The following is an 18,309-nucleotide window of genomic DNA, read 5'->3' as shown; positions in this document are numbered from 1 at the left end:
CTGAATTAGCCCCCTTTCTGGTACACTGGGCGCATCATCATCGCAAGAATCGAGAGCAGTACGTCATGAATATCGGCCTTTTTTACGGTTCCAGCACCTGCTACACCGAGATGGCAGCGGAAAAAATTCGCGACATTATCGGTCCGGAACTGGTCACATTACATAACCTGAAAGATGATTCCCCCGCCCTGATGGCGCAATATGATGTGCTCATTCTTGGCATTCCAACCTGGGATTTCGGTGAAATTCAGGAAGATTGGGAAGCGGTCTGGGAACAGCTCGATACGCTAAATCTGGAAGGTAAAATCATCGCGTTGTACGGCATGGGCGACCAGCTCGGCTACGGCGAATGGTTCCTCGATGCGCTGGGTATGCTGCACGATAAGCTGGCGACCAAAGGGGTGAAATTTGTCGGCTACTGGCCAACTGAAGGCTACGAATTCACCAGCCCGAAACCGGTAATTGCTGACGGGCAGCTTTTCGTCGGTCTCGCGCTGGATGAAACTAACCAGTACGATCTTAGCGATGAACGCATTCAGAGCTGGTGCGAACAGATTCTCGGCGAGATGGCTGAGCAGTTCTCTTAGTGTTTCGTGGGCGCGGGCTGCTGCAGAAGTATTCTCCGCAGGTCGCGCCACTCTTCAGGATTCATGCTGTCAGCCGCCAGCCACAGGTGCTGACGACGGCCGCCGTTCAGGCGACGAATCCGTAGCATCATCCCCGAATTCAGCATCCACGGCGTACCAAGCAGTTCATATTCCTGGTTGCGCCAGCGCAGCCTTGCATCCATCAACAGCTTAATTTCCCCCTGATGTGAGTGAATGCGTCGTTGACTACGTACGCAATCAAACACCACCAACGACAGCAAAAGTAGCCAGAGCGGCGTGTAGCTCAACGGCCACGGCATTAGCAGCACGAAAGCCGCCACCAGGCCGTGGAGCAGTAAAGAGAGCCACTGTGAGCGCCAGGAGACGCGTAAATCAGATTGCCACAGGACCACGTTCCCGATTCCGTGTTTGAATGAGTTGGACCATGCGCTCAAGGTTAGCGTCGTCAGGCTTGCCGTGGTTCATCAGCCAGTTGAAGAGGTCAGGATCGTCACATTCAAGAAGACGAATGAAGACCGCTTTGTCTTCATCGCTGAGCGTGTCGTACTCGTGCTCAAAGAACGGCATGATGGAGATATCGAGTTCGCGCATACCGCGGCGGCATGCCCAGTGGATACGGGCTTTATTATTGATGTCCATAATTTCCTTCCAGCATTACGTTGTAACTAGTTTAACGTGTTTTTTGCCGTTACCTTACTGGAATATCACGTTTCACGCGTCATATTCCGAAAAAAGCCCTGAAAAATGAAAGGGATTATTTTTCTTTCGAGCCGCTTCGCAGAACGCGCAGAGGGCACAAAACGCCCTGCAAAAGCGCTTGCAATGGCAGGCATCTCTTTTACCATGAGTGAATAAGTGCGTTCGCAACTCTATCCAGGACATCAATATGGCTTTTACTCCGTTTCCTCCACGTCAGCCCGGCGTCTCTGCCCGCTTACCGCTGACGCTGATGACGCTCGATGATTGGGCGCTGGCGACCGTGACCGGTGCCGACAGTGAAAAATACCTGCAGGGTCAGGTAACGGCAGACGTGGCGCAATTGACTGAACATCAGCATCTGCTGGTCGCCCACTGTGATGCGAAAGGCAAAATGTGGAGCAACCTGCGCCTGTTCCATCGCCAGGACGGTTTTGCGTTTATTGAGCGCCGCAGCGTACGCGAAGCGCAATTGACCCAGCTGAAAAAATACGCCGTTTTCTCAAAAGTGGTGATTGCACCAAACGATGACGCCGTGCTGCTGGGCGTTGCCGGTTTCCAGGCTCGCGCTGCGCTGGCTAACCTGTTCGCGGAACTACCCAACGCTGAGAAACCGTGCCTGCAAGAAGGTGAGACCTCCGTGCTGTGGTTTGCCCATCCGGAAGAACGCTTCCTGCTGGTGACCGATGCAACAACCGCTGAACGCATCACCGAAGCGCTGCGCGGCGAAGCCCAACTGAACAACAGCCAGCAGTGGCTGGCGCTGGATATCGAAGCCGGCCTGCCGGTGATTGATGAAGTGAACAGCGCGCAGTTTATTCCGCAGGCAACTAACCTGCAGGCACTGGGCGGCATCAGCTTCAAAAAAGGCTGCTATACCGGGCAGGAAATGGTCGCTCGAGCCAAGTTCCGCGGGGCCAACAAACGCGCGCTGTGGACGCTGGCAGGCAAAGCCGCTCGCGTACCGGAAGCCGGTGAAGATCTTGAGCTCAAGATGGGTGACAACTGGCGACGTACCGGCACCGTGCTGGCCGCCGTACAGTTGGAAGATGGCCAGGTACTGGTGCAGGTCGTAATGAACAACGATATGGAAGCAGACAGCGTGTTCCGCGTGCGCGACGATGCCAACACGTTGAGCATCAAGCCGCTGCCGTATTCGTTAGACGAAGAGTAATTTGTAGGCCTGATAAGCGTAGCGCCATCAGGCAGTTCGGCGCAGGCTGCCGGATGGCGGCGTTGCCTTATCCGGCCTACAAAACGCAGCCCGGGCGAGGCGTTTACGCCGACCCCGGGGTTGCACCAATCCTACGCGTGTTGCCCCACGTACAGATAAATCGCCAGAAAATGACAGGCGCTACCGCCCAGCACAAACGCATGCCAGATAGCGTGATTGTAGGGAATGCGCTTGCAGACGTAGAAAATCACCCCCAGCGAATAAACCACCCCACCGACCGCCAGCAGCGTCACGCCGCCAATCGCCAGCTTCACCGCCAGTTGATAGACCACAATCAGCGACAGCCAGCCCATCGTAAGATAGGTCACCAGCGAGAGAATTTTAAAGCGGTGCGCAATGGTCAGCTTAAACAGGATCCCCAGCAGCGCCAGGCTCCAGATAACAATCATCAGCCCTTTCGCCAACGGCGAGTCCAACCCCACCAGCAGGAACGGCGTATAGGTACCGGCAATCAGCAGATAGATGGCGCAGTGGTCGAATTTTTTCAGCCACACCTTGGCCCGCTGTGACGGAATGGCGTGATACAACGTGGAGGCCAGAAACAGCAGGATCATGCTGCCGCCGTACAGGCTGTAGCTGGTGATCGCCGTGGCATTAGCGTTAGCGTCAACCGCCTGAACCAGCAGCAAAACCAGCCCGACAATCCCCAGGACAAAGCCAACGCCGTGGCTGATGCTATTGGCAATTTCCTCTGCCAGAGAATATCCCTGTTTAATGAGTGGTTTTTTATCCATTACGCGCTCCGGGCGAACGACAAATTAAGCAAACACCCTAGCGTAACTGAGAATAGTTCCAGTGAACACATGTAAGCTAAAATAAAAAGATTAATTTTTGTAAATTCAAAATAATCAATAAGTTAAAAAACCCATTCAGCTAACACGTGTACGCAATTTTAATCAACACGTTTAAATTCAATAACATAAAACAGGTTCTCACCCGGATAGATATCCGCAATCACCTTCTTCAATTCCGGCAGGCTCATGTTTTCCTGCTCTGCATGGCGTTCGCTCAGCGTATCCATCGTAACGGTAGAGGTTGCCACCACGTGAATGGTGCAGAAGTAACCATCGTCTTCATAGCGACCAACGCGCAGCACGTCCCCAACCTTAAAGTGTGACTCTGCAGCATCGCGCAGGGTGATAGTTTTGCGCCCGGCGAGAATGTCGTCCTGAAAGCGCTGAAAAAAGGTAATGTCGTTTGGCTGCATGTTATCATTCCCATCAGGTCATTATTTTTACGAGTATCCATCACCGTGAGCATGTTTTCCCACGCCGCCGTTGCCAGCCTCAATAATCTTGAGATGATGGTCTATCACTACGTCATTAAAAATCGCGACACGGTGATGTACATGACCATCCGTGAACTGGCCGACGCAGCTGGCGTCTCCACCACCACGGTGATGCGCTTTTGTAAAAAGCTCAACTGCGAAGGTTACTCGGAGTTCCGCGTACGCTTCAAATTATATTTAGAACAGAATGAACCGCAGCAGGCCAATTTTGGCGCCAGCGAAATTATCAGCTTTTTCAAAAGCGTTAATAATGACGAGTTTGATAAACTGCTGGATGACGCGGTTGATATTATCCTCTCTTCCGAACGTATTATTTTTGTCGGCGCAGGAACCTCTGGTTCGTTGGCTAAATATGGCGCACGTTTTTTCTCTAATATTGGTAAATTCAGTAACCATATTGATGATCCTTATTTCCCGGTCACCAATGACATGGCCAAAAACGCACTGGCGATTGTACTTTCAGTATCAGGTGAAACCGAAGAAATCCTGCGTTTTGCCGGGCAGTTCAGCCTGCACCGCTGCAAAGTGATGTCCATTACCAGCCATGAACACTCACGACTGGCAAAGCTTGCCGATTTCAATCTCTCCTGGCACGTGCCACAAACCCGAATTGGCGGCGTATATGATATTACGACGCAGATCCCGGTTATCTATATTCTGGAATCATTAGGCCGTAAACTGGCGAAGAAGTTAGCATAAAAATACAGGGTGTTTTTTCGATGTAACATATTACCTGGAGTAGGATTTGTTATATCGTGACATTTATTGCCTCTTTGTTAGACTCAGGTTTATTAAGCCCAATAACTGAGCATAGCAACGATGAAAAAACTGACCTTACCGAAAGACTTTTTATGGGGTGGTGCGGTTGCTGCCCACCAGGTTGAAGGCGGCTGGAATAAAGGCGGCAAAGGCCCCAGCATCTGTGACGTGCTAACCGGTGGTGCCCACGGCGTACCGCGCGAAATTACCCAGCAGGTCGAGCCGGGCAAATACTACCCGAACCACGAAGCCATCGACTTCCACGGCCACTACAAAGAAGATATCAAGCTATTCGCCGAGATGGGCTTCAAATGCTTCCGTACTTCTATCGCCTGGACCCGCATTTTCCCGAAAGGTGATGAAACTCAGCCAAATGAAGAAGGGCTGAAATTCTACGATGACATGTTCGATGAACTGCTGAAGTACAACATCGAGCCGGTGATTACCCTCTCCCACTTCGAAATGCCTCTGCACCTGGTGCAGGAGTACGGCGGCTGGACCAACCGCAAAGTCGTTGATTTCTTTGTTCGCTTCTCGGAAGTGGTCTTTGAGCGCTACAAGAATAAGGTCAAATACTGGATGACCTTCAACGAAATCAACAACCAGCGCAACTGGCGCGCGCCGCTGTTCGGCTACTGCTGCTCCGGCGTGGTTTACACCGAGCATGAAAACCCGGAAGAGACCATGTACCAGGTGCTGCACCACCAGTTCGTGGCCAGCGCGCTGGCGGTGAAAGCTGCTCGCCGCATCAACCCTGAGATGAAGGTCGGCTGCATGCTGGCGATGGTGGCGCTCTATCCGTTCTCCTGCAAACCAGAAGACGTGATGTTCGCCCAGGAGTCGATGCGTGAACGCTACGTCTTTACCGACGTGCAGCTGCGCGGCTACTACCCAAGCTACGTGCTAAACGAGTGGGAACGCCGTGGCTTCAACATCAAGATGGAAGCGGGCGACGAGGCGATTCTGCGTGAAGGCACCTGCGACTACCTCGGCTTCAGCTACTACATGACCAACGCCGTGAAGGCGGAAGGCGGCAGCGGCGATGCTATCTCCGGCTTTGAAGGCAGCGTACCGAACCCGCACGTGAAAGCGTCAGACTGGGGCTGGCAGATTGACCCTGTTGGCCTACGCTACTCGCTGTGTGAACTGTATGAGCGCTATCAGAAGCCGCTGTTCATCGTGGAAAACGGCTTTGGCGCGTACGATAAAGTCGAAGCCGACGGCAGCATCAACGACGACTACCGTATTGATTATCTGCGTGCACACGTCGAAGAGATGATGAAAGCGGTCACCTATGACGGTGTGGATCTGATGGGCTATACGCCGTGGGGCTGCATCGACTGCGTGTCGTTCACCACCGGGCAGTACAGCAAGCGCTATGGCTTTATCTATGTGAACAAGCACGACGACGGCACGGGCGATATGTCGCGTTCACGTAAGAAGAGTTTTGAGTGGTATAAAGCGGTGATCGCCAGCAACGGCGAGAGTTTGTAAGTTCGTTTCCCCTCACCCCGGCCCTCTCCCCAAAGGGGCGAGGGGGAAAACAGGTTCGTGCTCAGCATCCAATAACCGCACCTATCGGTCCCCTCTCCCCCACGGAGAGAGGGTTAGGGTGAGGGGGCCAGCACCACACTATTTCCCACCCGCCAACTCAATAAAACTCCCCGTCACATACGACGCCTTCTCGCTCAACAGCCAGACAATCGCCTGTGCCACCTCTTCCGGCTGGCCGCCGCGCTGCATCGGCAACACCGACTTCACCCGGTCGACTCGCCCCGGCTCCCCACCATCGGCATGCATCTCGGTATAGATAAACCCAGGTCTCACGCCGTTCACCCGAATGCCCTGTGCCGCCACCTCCAGCGACAGCCCGGTGGTCAACGTATCAATCGCCCCTTTCGATGCGGCATAGTCCACGTATTCACCCGGCGAGCCCAGACGCGCCGCCGCCGAGGAGACGTTGACAATCGCGCCACCCTGCCCGCCGTGCGGTATCGCCATCCGCTTTACCGCTTCCCGGCAGCAGAGAAAATAGCCCGTAACGTTAGTGGTCAGCACTCGGTTGATACGCTCAGCGGTTAACGCCTCTACGCGGCTTTGGGTAAACAACACCCCCGCGTTGTTAACCAACGCCGTTAGCGGTTCACCCTGCTGGTCGAGGCGGGCAAACATCGCTTCCACCTGTGCTTCATCGCCAATATCCGCCTGAACGGCAAGGGCCTTGCCGCCCTGTGCAATAATCGCGTTCACCACCTCGCTGGCGGCGGCTTCGTTGCGGTGATAGTTCACCGCCACCGTATAGCCTTCCTGCGCCAGCTGTAACGCCGTCGCCCGACCAATTCCCCGGCTTGCGCCGGTTACCAATGCTATTGCCATTTGCGTCTCCCAAAAAATAAAGGCGCCAAAGCGCCTTTAAAAGATAGCGTAATCAGAGCATTACTGATATTCGCTCATCGGCACGCAGGAGCAGAACAGGTTGCGGTCACCGTAAACGTCATCAAGGCGTTTCACCGTCGGCCAGTACTTGTTCGCCATGCCTGCCGGGAAGACGGCAATTTCGCGGCTATAGCCGTGGTTCCACTCCGCCACCAGCTCATTCTGAGTGTGCGGGGAGTTGACCAGCGGGTTATCTTCGAGCGCCCATTCACCCGCTTTCACGCGGTCGATTTCGCTACGGATCGCCAGCATCGCGTCAATAAAGCGGTCCAGCTCGGCTTTACCTTCGGATTCAGTAGGCTCAACCATCAACGTACCCGCTACCGGGAAGGACATGGTTGGCGCGTGGAAACCGTAGTCAATCAGGCGCTTAGCAATATCCAGCTCGCTGATGCCGGTCTCTTCTTTCAGTGGACGAATATCCAGAATACATTCGTGCGCTACGTGACCGTCACGACCGGTATAGAGCACCGGATAGGCATCTTTCAGGCGAGTTGCAATGTAGTTCGCGTTCAGGATGGCGACCTGGCTTGCCTGCTTCAGCCCTTCTGCGCCCATCATGCGGATGTACATCCAACTGATTGGCAGAATAGAGGCGCTGCCGAACGGTGCCGCGGAAACCGCGCCCTGACGGGTCAGCATACCTTCGATGTGCACCACGCTGTGGCCCGGAACAAACGGTGCCAGGTGTGATTTCACGCCGATAGGACCCATGCCTGGGCCGCCGCCGCCGTGTGGAATGCAGAAGGTTTTATGCAGGTTGAGGTGCGACACGTCCGCACCAATAAAGCCCGGGGAAGTAATGCCGACCTGTGCGTTCATGTTTGCGCCGTCGAGGTAAACCTGGCCGCCGAACTGGTGAACGATTTCGCACACTTCACGGATGGTCTCTTCATACACACCGTGGGTGGACGGGTAGGTCACCATGATGCAGGAAAGGTTATCCGCATGCTGCTCCGCTTTCGCGCGCAGATCCGCCAGATCGATGTTGCCGTTTTTATCGCAGGCCACCACAACCACCTGCATCCCCGCCATCTGTGCGGAAGCCGGGTTGGTACCGTGCGCGGAGCTTGGGATCAGGCAGATATCACGATGGCCGTCGTTGCGGCTTTCGTGGTAGTGACGAATCGCCAATAGGCCTGCGTATTCACCCTGTGCGCCAGAGTTCGGCTGCATGCAGAGTGCGTCATAGCCGGTCAGTTTCACCAACCACTCGGAGAGCTGACCGATCATCTGATGGTAGCCTTCCGCCTGATCAACCGGGCAGAACGGGTGCAGTTCAGCAAATTCCGGCCAGGTAATTGGGATCATTTCCGCCGCGGCGTTGAGCTTCATGGTGCAGGAACCCAGCGGGATCATCGCCTGGTTAAGCGCCAGATCTTTACGCTCCAGCGAGTGCATGTAGCGCATCATCTCGGTTTCGCTGTGGTAGCGGTTAAACACCGGATGGCTCAGGATCGCGTCGTCGCGCAGCATCGCCTGCGGGATAGAGCGGCTGTCGAGCGCCACGTCTTTATCCAGCGCGTCGATGTCCAGACCGTGGTTATCACCCAGAATCACGCTAAACAGCGCCAACACGTCTTCACGGGTAGTGGTTTCGTTCAGGGTCACGCCTACCGCGTTAAGGATATCGCTGCGCAGGTTGATTTCCGCTGCCTGAGCGCGCGCCAGCACGGCGGCTTTATCCGCCACTTCCACACACAGGGTGTCGAAGTAGTGCGCATGGCGCAGTTTCTGCCCTTTCTGTTGTAAACCGGCTGCCAGAATATCGGTCAGACGGTGAATGCGGTTCGCAATGCGCTTCAGGCCAACCGGGCCATGGAACACCGCGTACAGGCTGGCAATGTTAGCCAGCAGTACCTGCGAGGTACAGATGTTGGAGTTCGCTTTCTCGCGGCGGATGTGCTGCTCGCGGGTCTGCATCGCCATGCGCAGCGCGGTATTGCCAGCGGCATCTTTCGATACGCCGATAATACGGCCAGGCATGGCGCGTTTGAATTCATCTTTAGCGGCAAAGAATGCCGAGTGCGGGCCGCCGTAGCCCATAGGTACGCCGAAGCGCTGCGCAGAGCCGAAGACAATGTCCGCGCCCTGTTTGCCCGGTGCGGTTAACAGCACCAGCGCCATGAAATCACCGGCAACGCTCACCACCACTTTGCGAGATTTCAGCTCAGCAATCAGCTTGCTGTAGTCGTGAACTTCACCGGTTGTCCCAACCTGCTGGAGCAGCACGCCGAAGACGTCCTGATGCTCCAGCGCTTTGTCAGCGTCGTCGACAATCACGTCAAAGCCGAAGGTTTCCGCACGGGTACGGACCACGTCCAGGGTTTGTGGATGCACGTCTGCCGCCACGAAGAAGCGGTTGGCATTCTTCAGCTTGCTGACGCGCTTCGCCATCGCCATCGCTTCAGCGGCCGCGGTAGCTTCGTCCAGCAGAGAGGCGGAGGCCATATCGAGACCGGTCAGATCCAGCGTGACCTGCTGGAAGTTGAGCAGCGCTTCCAGACGACCCTGAGAAACTTCTGGCTGATACGGGGTGTACGCGGTGTACCAGCCCGGGTTTTCCAGCATGTTGCGCTGGATAACCGGCGGTAACTGTACCGGGGTGTAACCCATGCCAATGTATGACTTAAAGCGCTTGTTGCGACCGGCAATCACCTTCAGCTCCGCCAGCGCGGCGAACTCGGTGGTGGCCTCGCCAACCTGCGGCGGCGTAGCAAGCTGGATATCTTTCGGCACGATCTGCGCAATCAGTGCGTTTAATGAATCCGCGCCAACTGTTTTGAGCATCTCTTGCTGCTGCTGGGCATCCGGCCCGATGTGACGTTCAATAAACGCGCCACGGTTTTCAAGCTGGCTTAAAGTCTGTGTCATGAGCGATGGTTCCTGAAACGTGCGGTGATTTTAAGATTTCCTCTTCGAAGAAGAGGTTTGGGGTGACGGCGCAAACTCGCCCTCACCCCGGCCCTCTCCCAGAGGGAGAGGGAGCAAATCCTTATTCGTCTTCTAACAGGGCTTCGTATGCGGTTGCATCCAGCAGGGCGGCAACTTCCGCTTCGTCGCTGGCTTTGATCTTAAAGATCCAGCCGCCCACGTAGGGTTCGCTGTTCACCAGTTCCGGCGAGTCGCCCAGTTCTTCGTTCACGGCAACGATCTCACCGCTGATTGGCGCATAGATGTCGGATGCCGCTTTAACGGATTCCGCCACGGCGCAGTCGTCGCCCGCGCTAACGGTCGCACCGACTTCCGGCAGGTCAACGAAGACCATGTCACCCAGTAATTCTTGTGCGTGCTCGGTGATACCAACGGTGTAGCTACCGTCAGCTTCTTTGCGCAGCCATTCGTGTTCTTTACTGTATTTCAGTTCTGCTGGTACGTTGCTCATCAAAAAATCTCCAGAATAAAAAGGGCTTACGCGACGGCCTTGCCGTTACGCACAAAAATAGGTTTTGTCACTTTGACCGGCATTTCGCGGTTGCGGATCTGCACGATCGCCGTCTCGCCAATCCCAGCAGGGACGCGAGCCAGTGCAATACTATGGCCTAAGGTTGGCGAGAAAGTCCCGCTGGTGATCACACCTTCGCACGCGTTGCCGCGGGCATCGGTAAAGCGCACCGGCAGTTCACCGCGCAGGACGCCTTTTTCGGTCATCACCAGGCCGACCAATTGCTCAGTACCTTTCTCACGCTCCAGTTCCAGCACGTCGCGACCGATAAAGTTGCGATCGGCCGGTTCCCAGGCGATGGTCCAGCCCATGTTGGCTGCCAGCGGGGAGACGCTTTCGTCCATCTCCTGGCCGTACAGGTTCATCCCAGCTTCCAGACGCAGCGTATCGCGCGCGCCCAGACCGCAAGGCTTCACGCCTGCCTGTACCAGTTTCTGCCAGAAATCGGCGGCCTGCTCTTTTGGCAGGGCAATTTCATAACCCGCTTCGCCGGTGTAACCGGTGGTGGCGATAAAGAAGTCACCCGCCTGCACGCCAAAGAACGGCTTCATGCCTTCAACGGCGTGGCGCTGCTCATCGGTGAACAGCGTGCCGGCTTTCGCCTGCGCGTTCGGCCCCTGTACGGCAATCAGCGACAGGTCATCACGGACGGTGATATCGATGGCATAAGGTTCAGCGTGTTGGGTAATCCAGGAGAGGTCTTTTTCGCGGGTGGCGGAGTTAACGACGAGGCGGAAATAATCTTCGGTAAGGTAGTAAACGATCAGGTCATCAATCACGCCGCCCGATGCATTTAGCATACCGCTGTAGAGCGCCTTGCCGGGCTTGGTAAGCTTGGCAACGTCGTTTGCCAGCAGATAGCGTAGAAACTCTCGGGTCCGTGGCCCGTGAAGATCGACGATGGTCATGTGTGACACATCGAACATCCCGGCATCGGTACGCACCGCGTGGTGCTCATCAATCTGCGAACCATAGTGCAGCGGCATCATCCAGCCGTGGAAATCCACCATACGCGCGCCACATAACACGTGCTGGTCATACAAAGGCGTTTGTTGAGCCATCATGTCCTCGTTGAATATATCGCACCACAAAACCAAACGCCGACGCCCATTCGGGCACCGACGCAAACGTTCTCTTTTCCCTGAACTTACCACCGAACATCGTGGTAAACCATCCTGAAAAAGGGGACATCACATTAGCTTATGACCAAAAGCCGCGAAAAAGCATACAGAGGAATCGACTGCAAAAAAGCGAAACACACCACATTTAATTAACAACAATGGTTAACAATTCAGCATAAGATAATATTTTATGCGTAAAACAGGGCGAGTTTTCCGTAACATGAAAACGCATGGATTAATAAAACTAATGCGAAAAATGGCGTGAAATTAGAATTTTTCAAATGAGGGAGGAGACTCCCGGTAGAACCACCGGGAGTAAAAGTGTGAGCGACTTAACGAAGCCACTCTGGGAGGTCGTTCAGGCCCATCGCCTGACGAATCAGCTGCGGCTTCACGCCGGGCAACGTATCAGCCAACGCAAGGCCGAGATCGCGCAGCAGTTTTTTCGCCGGGTTTTCACCAGCAAACAGCTCGCGGAAGCCCTGCATCCCCGCGAGCATCAGCGCGGCGCTGTGCTTACGGCTACGCTCGTAGCGACGCAGATAGAAATGCTGACCAATGTCTTTACCCTGCATATGCAGACGACGCAGTTCTTCAATCAGCTCGGCGGCATCCATAAAGCCCAGATTCACGCCCTGCCCAGCCAAAGGATGAATGGTGTGCGCCGCATCGCCGACCAGCGCCAGACGATGGGCGGCAAACTGGCGCGCATAGCGCCCGGTCAACGGGTACACCTGACGTTCACTTTCGACCTTGCACAACCCCAGGCGATTATCAAAGGCGATGTTCAGCTTCTGGTTAAATTCAGCGTCCCCGGCCTGCAGCATCCGTTCTGCTTCCTGTGGCGACAGCGACCAGACAATCGAACAAAGATGCGGGTCGGAGAGCGGCAGGAAGGCCAGGATACCTTCGCCGTGGAAGCTTTGGCGCGCCACCGCGTCGTGCGACTCTTCGGTGCGAACGGTTGCCACCAGCGCATGGTGACGATAGTCCCAGAAGGTCAGCGGAATATCCGCTTTACTGCGCAGCCAGGAGTTCGCGCCGTCCGCGCCAACCACCAGACGCGCGGTCAGCATGTTGCCATCTTTTAGCGTCAGAAACGCGTCGTTCTCGCCCCACACCACCTGCTGCAGTTCAGCGGGCGCCATCAGCGTGATGTCACTACTGCGCTCGGCTTTTTGCCACAGCGCGTGGTGAATCACCGCGTTTTCAACAATATGGCCGAGATGGCTATAGCCCATGCTGCGGTCATCAAACGTAATGCGGCCAAAGCTGTCTTTATCCCACACTTCCATGCCGTGATAGCAGCTGGCGCGCTGGGCAGTAATTGCCGACCAGACGTCCAGCTTAGTGAGCAGCTTTTCGCTGCCCGCATTGATGGCGGAGACGCGAAGCGCAGGCGGCGCATCGGCGGCAAGCGCCTGCGGCAGCGACTGTTCCAGCACGGCAACCCGCAGGCCGCTGCCCTGTAAACCGCAGGCTACCGCCAGCCCAACCATTCCACCACCTACGATGGCAACATCAACACTTTGCACATTAACTCCTTAAACTGCTGATTAGCGGGCGACCCAGCCCAGCGTCCGCTGTGCCAGCACATCGCGTGCAGGGGTAAATAATTCCATCGTCATCAGGCCCACGTTGCGCCCGGCTACCAGCGGTGCCCAGCGGTTGGCGAACAGATGCACCAGCCCGTCGGTGACGCCAATCGTGGCGGCTTTATCTTCCGCACGCTGGCGCTGGTAATGACACAGCAGCGAATAGTCGCCAATATCCTGATTGGCCTCATGCGCGCTTGCCAGATGTTCCGCCAGCGTCATGACGTCGCGCATGCCGAGGTTAAAACCTTGTCCAGCAATCGGGTGCAGCGTCTGCGCCGCGTTGCCCACCAGCGCCAGGCGGTGCGATACCGTTCGAGTTGCAGTAGTCAGCGATAACGGATACACGCTGCGCACGCCAGCCTGGGTAATCCGTCCCAGACGCCAGCCGAACGCTTTCTGTAGCTCACGGCAAAACTCAGCGTCTGACCAGTTGAGCACGTCGTCATGGCGTGCCAGCGGATGGCACCAGACTAACGAACAGCGGTTCTGCGACATCGGCAGCATGGCGATAGGGCCATGCTCGGTAAAACGTTCAAACGCCCGCCCCTGATGCGCCACGGCGGTGGAGACGTTGGCAATCACCGCCACCTGATTATACGGTTCCTGCTGCCAGGCTATACCGCACTGCTCGCCGAGCGTGGAGCGCGAGCCATCGGCCGCAACCAACAGTTTGCCGCGCAGCGTTTCGCCGTTATCCAGCGTCACGCTTACGCCGTCAATCTGACGCTCGACCTGCGCCACGCGTGATGGACAATGCAGTGTGACGCCGCGCGCATGGCGCAGCAGGTCAAACAGCCGCTGGCCCACATCGTGCAGCTCTACCACATTGCCGAGCGCTGATAGCCGATAATCCTGGGCATCAAGGGTGACAAAACCGGCGTGGCCGCGGTCGCTGACGTGCACGGTGGTAATCGGCGTCGCACAGTCGGCAATTGCCTGCCATAAATTGATTTTCGCCAGCTGTTGGCAGGTACCAGCCGCCAGCGCAATCGCCCGACCATCAAAGCCAGGATGTTCGGCGGCGTGAATATCCGCCGCTTCTATCAGGTGCACCGGAAGACGGCCCGCCGTCAGCTGCGAAATAGCCAGCGCCAGCGTGGCGCCGGTCATACCGCCGCCGACAATAATCACGCTCATAGCTGACGTGCCGCTGTCATCAACGCTTCAATGGCATCCGCATCCTTCACCACGCTCGCGGTGAGGTTCTCGTTACCCTCTTCAGTAATGAGAATATCGTCTTCGATACGAATACCGATACCGCGATATTCCACCGGCACGTCCGCGTCTGGCGCAATGTACAGGCCCGGCTCAACGGTCAGCACCATCCCCGGCTCAAGCACACGTGAACGGTCTGCGCCGTAGACACCAACGTCATGCACATCCAGCCCCAGCCAGTGGCTCAGGCCATGCATAAAGTACGGACGGTGGGCATTGTCGGTGATCAGCTGATCAATTTCCCCTTTGAGGATCCCCAGACCGTGCAGGCCGGTCACCATAATGCGCACCACTTCACCGGTCACTTCCTGAATGGAGGTGCCAGGGCGATACAGTTCCAGGGATTTGTACAGCGAGGCGAGCACGATGTCGTAGATAGCGCGCTGTGCCGGGGTAAATTTGCCATTAACCGGGAAGGTTCGGGTGATGTCGCCCGCGTAGCCTTTGTATTCGCAGCCCGCGTCAATCAGCACCAGCTCGCCATCGCGCAGCTCGGATTCGTTCTCGGTGTAGTGCAGGATGCAGCCGTTTTCGCCGCCGCCCACGATGGTGTTATAGGACGGGTAGCGCGCGCCGTGGCGGGAGAATTCGTGGAGGATCTCCCCTTCCAGTTGGTATTCAAACATCCCCGGACGGCATTTTTCCATCGCACGGGTATGGGCCAGCGCAGAAATTTCGCCCGCGCGACGCAGGATTTCAATCTCTTCGCTGTCTTTGAACAGGCGCATTTCATGCACCATCGGACGCCAGTCAATCATCGCATCCGGCGCGGTCAAATTCTGACGCGACCCTTTACGCAGTTTATCCAGCGCGGTGAAGACGATTTCATCGGCAAAGGCATATTCACCCTGCGCGTGGTAGATAACGTCCAGGCCGTTCAGCAACTGGAACAGCTGCTGATTGATTTCGCTGAATGCCAGTGCGCGGTCAACGCCCAGTTTTTCCGGCGCGGCGTCCTGGCCCAGACGGCGGCCAAACCAGATCTCTGCTGTCAGGTCGCGAACGCGGTTGAACAGCACGCTGTGGTTATGAGTGTCATCGCTTTTAATCAGCACCAGCAAGGCTTCAGGCTCGTTAAAGCCGGTGAAGTACCAGAAATCGCTATTCTGGCGATAGGGATACTCAGAATCCGCGCTGCGAGTCACCTCTGGCGCGGCAAAAATCAGCGCCGCGCTGCCTGGTTTCATTTGCGCCAGTAATGCCTGGCGGCGGCGGAGAAACGCTTGCTGTGTCATGACATCTCCTTTCAATCCCTTAGCGCTCCGTTTACCGGCCTTGCGCAGCAAGCGGAGCGGGCGTTGTGATTAGTGTAATGTTGGCTTTTGCACTTCAGGCGCGGTCGGCTGTGGGTGAGTGAAAGTATCGTGGCACAGCAGCGCCGCTACGCGAACGTATTCGATAATTTCTTCCAGCGACATTTCCAGCTCTTCCTGATCTTCATCTTCTTCATAGCCAAGTTGCGCAATATTTCGAAGATCGTCAATGGCTTCGCCGGTTTCATCTCTCACTTTATCGAGTTTTGGCTGTACCATCCCCAGACCCAGCAGGAAATGGTTCACCCAGCCGGAGAGCGCATCGGCGCGGTCGAACACGCTGACATCATCGCCTTCAGGCAGATAAAGCTGAAAAAGGAAGCCGTCGTCTTCCAGCGCATCGCTGGTTGCCGCATGCATGGAACGCAGCGACTCGGCAAGCTCGTGACCAAACGCCAGACCTTCGTTGGTCAGGTCGTGAACCAGCGGCTGCCAGGAGCTGTCCTTATTTCCGCCGCAGAGCAACCCACTCAGCAGACCGTGCATTTCTGCAGGCGTCAGGCCTACCCCTTGTTGGTTCAACAGCTGGTTCATCACGGTGTAACCCGGCATTTCGTTCTGTATAGACATGCGCATTCGTCATTGTTGGGTGGAATTCATGATATGCTACCACTTTGGACCCTGGAGATACCAGAAAAGGGCTTGTATCTTCGTACCAGGGTAGCTATAGTGTCGCCCCTTCACATCCTGAGAGTGAAGGAAGCGCAGTCAATCAGCAGGAAGGTGACATGTCTGCACAACCCGTCGATATCCAAATTTTTGGCCGTTCACTGCGTGTGAATTGCCCGCCTGAACAAAGAGATGCTTTGAATCAGGCCGCGGACGATCTGAATCAGCGGTTGCAAGATCTGAAAGAACGCACTAGAGTCACAAATACTGAGCAGTTGGTTTTCATCGCCGCGTTGAACATCAGCTATGAGTTAACTCAGGAAAGGGCAAAGACGCGTGACTATGCTTCTAGCATGGAACAGCGCATTCGGATGCTGCAACAGACCATTGAACAGGCATTGCTTGACCAGGGTCGCATATCCGATAAGACAGCCCCAAAGTTTGAATAACACTTTGCAGTTTACTATGGTAGAGTGACTGTGAAGACAAAATTTCTCTGAGATGTTCGCAAGCGGGCCAGTCCCCTGAGCCGATATTTCATACCACAAGAATGTGGCGCTCCATGGTTGGTGAGCATGCTCGGTTCGTCCGAGAAGCCTTAAAACTGTGACGACGCATTCACCTTGAACCAAGGGTTCAAGGGTTACAGCCTGCGGCGGCATCTCGGAGATTCCCCTTCTACCTACCGGTCTTATGACGCATCCATCTGAGCAACAAAACTCCCGACAGCACATTCGCCAGTTAATCCGGCAACGTCGTCGTGCTCTCACACCCCAACAGCAAACGCTCTACGGTGAACAAGCCGCAGACCGCATGATGGCCTGGCCACCAATGGTGATGGCAAAAAACGTCGCGCTGTTCTTATCTTTTGATGGCGAACTTGATACCCAACCTTTGATTGAACAGCTCTGGCGAGCCGGTAAGCGCGTATACCTACCGGTGCTGCACCCGTTTAGTCCTGGGAATCTACTGTTTCTGCATTATCATCCGCACAGCGAACTGGTGATGAACCACCTCAAAATCCGCGAGCCGAAGCTTGATATCCGTGAAGTTCTGCCGCTGGCAAAACTTGACGTGCTGATAACGCCGCTGGTTGCCTTTGATGAACAGGGTCAGCGGCTGGGCATGGGAGGGGGGTTTTATGACCGAACATTGCAGAGCTGGCGATTGCACGGTATTCACCCAGTCGGCTATGCTCACGACTGTCAACTGGTGGATGCCCTGCCCGTTGAGCAATGGGACATTCCTCTGCCAGCCGTGGTCACACCATCGAAAATATGGCAGTGGTAACTGAATGCGACTTAGCCCGCCTCCTGCAATATGGCATCCTTTAGGTGCTGTTCACCAGCATCATCCAAATAATGAAACCGTATCTGATGCTTACCCTCTGAACCCAGTGTTCCGATGATCGCATAATTTTTTTTACTGAACGGTCCAACCATCATATCCATCTGCTGTTCAACGCTCCTCCCCACAGCCCCATCCTGAACCGTAATAGAGGTAAGCGAAACATGCAGAGGCGTTGGGTTCTCACATTCAATCCACCAGCGTTCTTTATCATGTCGTAAGCGGAAGACCAACTTTGGCAATGCTTCTTCAAGTGAAATCGTCAGCGTCTGCGGGCGATAGAAAATCTTCATTTGCGTGTTCATCGCAAGCGTTACCCGCTGGACATCGGGGACAGCGCCATTGGTGGGGGGAACCTCATATAGGTTCAACCAGAAAACAGATTCACGATCTTGCGGTATCGTCGTTTGATTAAACAGCAGACGAATCCCCTGAATACCTTGCGGAACCAACCTGAAAACGGGGGGGATGACAATGAATGGCGCTTTAGCTGTGTCTGGATTACCTATTCCATCATCCACCCAACTTTGTACAATCACTGGGTAACTGTTGGTGTTAACCAGCATTACCGATTTCTCCCGTTCGCCTGCAGGATAAATAATGCGCGTAGATGACGCCATAACCCCAGCCACTGCCGAAG

General features: G+C 55.4%; 19 protein-coding genes and 1 other RNA gene. 7 read left to right on the top strand and 13 right to left on the bottom strand.

What is annotated here, in order from left to right:
- Positions 1–65: 65 nt before the first annotated feature.
- Complete coding sequence (fldB, locus tag ACLGE8_RS16190; protein WP_410999906.1) at positions 66–587, top strand: flavodoxin FldB; 522 nt, start codon at positions 66–68, stop codon at positions 585–587.
- Here the strand turns inward: fldB and ACLGE8_RS16185 are convergent.
- A complete protein-coding gene (locus ACLGE8_RS16185; RefSeq protein ID WP_410999905.1) occupies positions 584–1,000 on the bottom strand; it encodes a protein YgfX in 417 nt (138 codons plus the stop codon). The two genes, fldB and ACLGE8_RS16185, sit on opposite strands and share 4 nt — an antisense overlap.
- On the bottom strand, positions 981–1,247 hold the full coding sequence (gene sdhE, locus ACLGE8_RS16180; RefSeq protein WP_185669862.1) for an FAD assembly factor SdhE: 267 nt from the start codon (positions 1,245–1,247) through the stop codon (positions 981–983). Before sdhE ends, ACLGE8_RS16185 begins: the two co-directional genes overlap by 20 nt.
- 247 nt (positions 1,248–1,494) lie before the next feature.
- Between sdhE and ygfZ the strand changes: the two genes are divergently transcribed.
- Positions 1,495–2,478 carry a tRNA-modifying protein YgfZ gene (ygfZ, locus tag ACLGE8_RS16175; protein ID WP_410999904.1) on the top strand — a complete coding sequence of 328 codons (984 nt, stop codon included), beginning with the start codon at positions 1,495–1,497 and terminating at the stop codon, positions 2,476–2,478.
- 131 nt (positions 2,479–2,609) lie between these two features.
- On the opposite strand, the gene trhA is transcribed toward ygfZ, so the two are convergent.
- Together trhA and yqfB are read right to left on the bottom strand one after the other, a co-directional pair.
- Positions 2,610–3,272, bottom strand: a complete 663-nt coding sequence (gene trhA, locus ACLGE8_RS16170) for a PAQR family membrane homeostasis protein TrhA (protein WP_333496558.1) — start codon at positions 3,270–3,272, stop codon at positions 2,610–2,612.
- A 158-nt stretch (positions 3,273–3,430) separates the two neighbouring features.
- Positions 3,431–3,745: a N(4)-acetylcytidine aminohydrolase gene (yqfB, locus tag ACLGE8_RS16165; RefSeq protein ID WP_410999903.1), complete on the bottom strand. Its 315-nt coding sequence runs from the start codon at positions 3,743–3,745 to the stop codon at positions 3,431–3,433.
- 51 nt (positions 3,746–3,796) lie between these two features.
- Here yqfB and ACLGE8_RS16160 point away from each other — a divergent pair, with 51 nt between their 5' ends.
- Together ACLGE8_RS16160 and bglA are read left to right on the top strand one after the other, a co-directional pair.
- A complete protein-coding gene (locus ACLGE8_RS16160) occupies positions 3,797–4,525 on the top strand; it encodes a MurR/RpiR family transcriptional regulator (RefSeq protein ID WP_410999936.1) in 729 nt (242 codons plus the stop codon).
- A 120-nt stretch (positions 4,526–4,645) separates the two neighbouring features.
- Complete coding sequence (gene bglA, locus ACLGE8_RS16155) at positions 4,646–6,079, top strand: 6-phospho-beta-glucosidase BglA (RefSeq protein ID WP_185669866.1); 1,434 nt, start codon at positions 4,646–4,648, stop codon at positions 6,077–6,079.
- A gap of 138 nt (positions 6,080–6,217) precedes the next feature.
- Here bglA and ACLGE8_RS16150 read toward each other — a convergent pair whose 3' ends face one another.
- From ACLGE8_RS16150 to ACLGE8_RS16115, 8 genes are all read right to left on the bottom strand, one after another.
- Complete coding sequence (locus tag ACLGE8_RS16150) at positions 6,218–6,961, bottom strand: SDR family oxidoreductase (RefSeq protein WP_410999902.1); 744 nt, start codon at positions 6,959–6,961, stop codon at positions 6,218–6,220.
- Positions 6,962–7,021: 60 nt separating this feature from the next.
- Positions 7,022–9,895, bottom strand: coding sequence for an aminomethyl-transferring glycine dehydrogenase (gene gcvP, locus ACLGE8_RS16145; RefSeq protein ID WP_410999900.1), 2,874 nt, complete (start codon positions 9,893–9,895; stop codon positions 7,022–7,024).
- 121 nt (positions 9,896–10,016) lie between these two features.
- Positions 10,017–10,406 carry a glycine cleavage system protein GcvH gene (gene gcvH / locus ACLGE8_RS16140; protein WP_410999899.1) on the bottom strand — a complete coding sequence of 130 codons (390 nt, stop codon included), beginning with the start codon at positions 10,404–10,406 and terminating at the stop codon, positions 10,017–10,019.
- Positions 10,407–10,432: 26 nt separating this feature from the next.
- Entirely contained in the window at positions 10,433–11,527 is a 1,095-nt protein-coding gene (gene gcvT / locus ACLGE8_RS16135) for a glycine cleavage system aminomethyltransferase GcvT (RefSeq protein WP_410999935.1), read from the bottom strand.
- Between the two features lie 392 nt (positions 11,528–11,919).
- Complete coding sequence (ubiI, locus tag ACLGE8_RS16130) at positions 11,920–13,122, bottom strand: FAD-dependent 2-octaprenylphenol hydroxylase (RefSeq protein WP_410999898.1); 1,203 nt, start codon at positions 13,120–13,122, stop codon at positions 11,920–11,922.
- 21 nt (positions 13,123–13,143) lie between these two features.
- Positions 13,144–14,322 carry a 2-octaprenyl-6-methoxyphenyl hydroxylase gene (ubiH, locus tag ACLGE8_RS16125; RefSeq protein ID WP_410999896.1) on the bottom strand — a complete coding sequence of 393 codons (1,179 nt, stop codon included), beginning with the start codon at positions 14,320–14,322 and terminating at the stop codon, positions 13,144–13,146.
- Positions 14,319–15,635, bottom strand: a complete 1,317-nt coding sequence (gene pepP, locus ACLGE8_RS16120; protein ID WP_410999894.1) for a Xaa-Pro aminopeptidase — start codon at positions 15,633–15,635, stop codon at positions 14,319–14,321. The genes ubiH and pepP overlap by 4 nt, the downstream gene beginning before the upstream one ends.
- A gap of 69 nt (positions 15,636–15,704) precedes the next feature.
- Complete coding sequence (locus tag ACLGE8_RS16115; RefSeq protein WP_185669872.1) at positions 15,705–16,283, bottom strand: YecA family protein; 579 nt, start codon at positions 16,281–16,283, stop codon at positions 15,705–15,707.
- A 158-nt stretch (positions 16,284–16,441) separates the two neighbouring features.
- Here ACLGE8_RS16115 and zapA point away from each other — a divergent pair, with 158 nt between their 5' ends.
- From zapA to ACLGE8_RS16100, 3 genes are all read left to right on the top strand, one after another.
- The gene (zapA, locus tag ACLGE8_RS16110; RefSeq protein ID WP_035896247.1) at positions 16,442–16,771 is read left to right on the top strand and encodes a cell division protein ZapA; all 330 of its coding nucleotides are present in this window, start codon (positions 16,442–16,444) and stop codon (positions 16,769–16,771) included.
- A gap of 41 nt (positions 16,772–16,812) precedes the next feature.
- A non-coding RNA gene (gene ssrS, locus ACLGE8_RS16105) (6S RNA) lies at positions 16,813–16,996 on the top strand.
- A gap of 19 nt (positions 16,997–17,015) precedes the next feature.
- Complete coding sequence (locus ACLGE8_RS16100; RefSeq protein ID WP_410999893.1) at positions 17,016–17,612, top strand: 5-formyltetrahydrofolate cyclo-ligase; 597 nt, start codon at positions 17,016–17,018, stop codon at positions 17,610–17,612.
- Positions 17,613–17,623: 11 nt separating this feature from the next.
- On the opposite strand, the gene ACLGE8_RS16095 is transcribed toward ACLGE8_RS16100, so the two are convergent.
- The gene (locus ACLGE8_RS16095) at positions 17,624–18,289 is read right to left on the bottom strand and encodes a molecular chaperone (RefSeq protein ID WP_410999934.1); all 666 of its coding nucleotides are present in this window, start codon (positions 18,287–18,289) and stop codon (positions 17,624–17,626) included.
- Positions 18,290–18,309: the final 20 nt, after the last annotated feature.

The organism is Kluyvera sp. 142486, from assembly GCF_046569695.1.
In the GTDB taxonomy this organism is placed as follows: domain Bacteria; phylum Pseudomonadota; class Gammaproteobacteria; order Enterobacterales; family Enterobacteriaceae; genus Kluyvera.
Note: the sequence above shows the minus strand (reverse complement) of the source record. Positions and strands in the feature narration are given on the sequence as shown.

Bases quoted from the DNA above. Each gene is read 5' to 3' on its own strand.
- gcvH (WP_410999899.1), bottom strand. From the start codon at position 10,406: ATGAGCAACGTACCAGCAGAACTGAAATACAGTAAAGAACACGAATGG.
- pepP (WP_410999894.1), bottom strand. From the start codon at position 15,635: ATGACACAGCAAGCGTTTCTCCGCCGCCGCCAGGCATTACTGGCGCAA.
- gcvP (WP_410999900.1), bottom strand. From the start codon at position 9,895: ATGACACAGACTTTAAGCCAGCTTGAAAACCGTGGCGCGTTTATTGAA.
- sdhE (WP_185669862.1), bottom strand. From the start codon at position 1,247: ATGGACATCAATAATAAAGCCCGTATCCACTGGGCATGCCGCCGCGGT.
- fldB (WP_410999906.1), top strand. From the start codon at position 66: ATGAATATCGGCCTTTTTTACGGTTCCAGCACCTGCTACACCGAGATG.
- ygfZ (WP_410999904.1), top strand. From the start codon at position 1,495: ATGGCTTTTACTCCGTTTCCTCCACGTCAGCCCGGCGTCTCTGCCCGC.
- yqfB (WP_410999903.1), bottom strand. From the start codon at position 3,745: ATGCAGCCAAACGACATTACCTTTTTTCAGCGCTTTCAGGACGACATT.
- trhA (WP_333496558.1), bottom strand. From the start codon at position 3,272: ATGGATAAAAAACCACTCATTAAACAGGGATATTCTCTGGCAGAGGAA.
- ACLGE8_RS16150 (WP_410999902.1), bottom strand. From the start codon at position 6,961: ATGGCAATAGCATTGGTAACCGGCGCAAGCCGGGGAATTGGTCGGGCG.
- ACLGE8_RS16160 (WP_410999936.1), top strand. From the start codon at position 3,797: ATGTTTTCCCACGCCGCCGTTGCCAGCCTCAATAATCTTGAGATGATG.
- zapA (WP_035896247.1), top strand. From the start codon at position 16,442: ATGTCTGCACAACCCGTCGATATCCAAATTTTTGGCCGTTCACTGCGT.
- ACLGE8_RS16100 (WP_410999893.1), top strand. From the start codon at position 17,016: ATGACGCATCCATCTGAGCAACAAAACTCCCGACAGCACATTCGCCAG.
- ubiH (WP_410999896.1), bottom strand. From the start codon at position 14,322: ATGAGCGTGATTATTGTCGGCGGCGGTATGACCGGCGCCACGCTGGCG.
- ACLGE8_RS16115 (WP_185669872.1), bottom strand. From the start codon at position 16,283: ATGTCTATACAGAACGAAATGCCGGGTTACACCGTGATGAACCAGCTG.
- bglA (WP_185669866.1), top strand. From the start codon at position 4,646: ATGAAAAAACTGACCTTACCGAAAGACTTTTTATGGGGTGGTGCGGTT.
- gcvT (WP_410999935.1), bottom strand. From the start codon at position 11,527: ATGGCTCAACAAACGCCTTTGTATGACCAGCACGTGTTATGTGGCGCG.
- ACLGE8_RS16095 (WP_410999934.1), bottom strand. From the start codon at position 18,289: ATGGCGTCATCTACGCGCATTATTTATCCTGCAGGCGAACGGGAGAAA.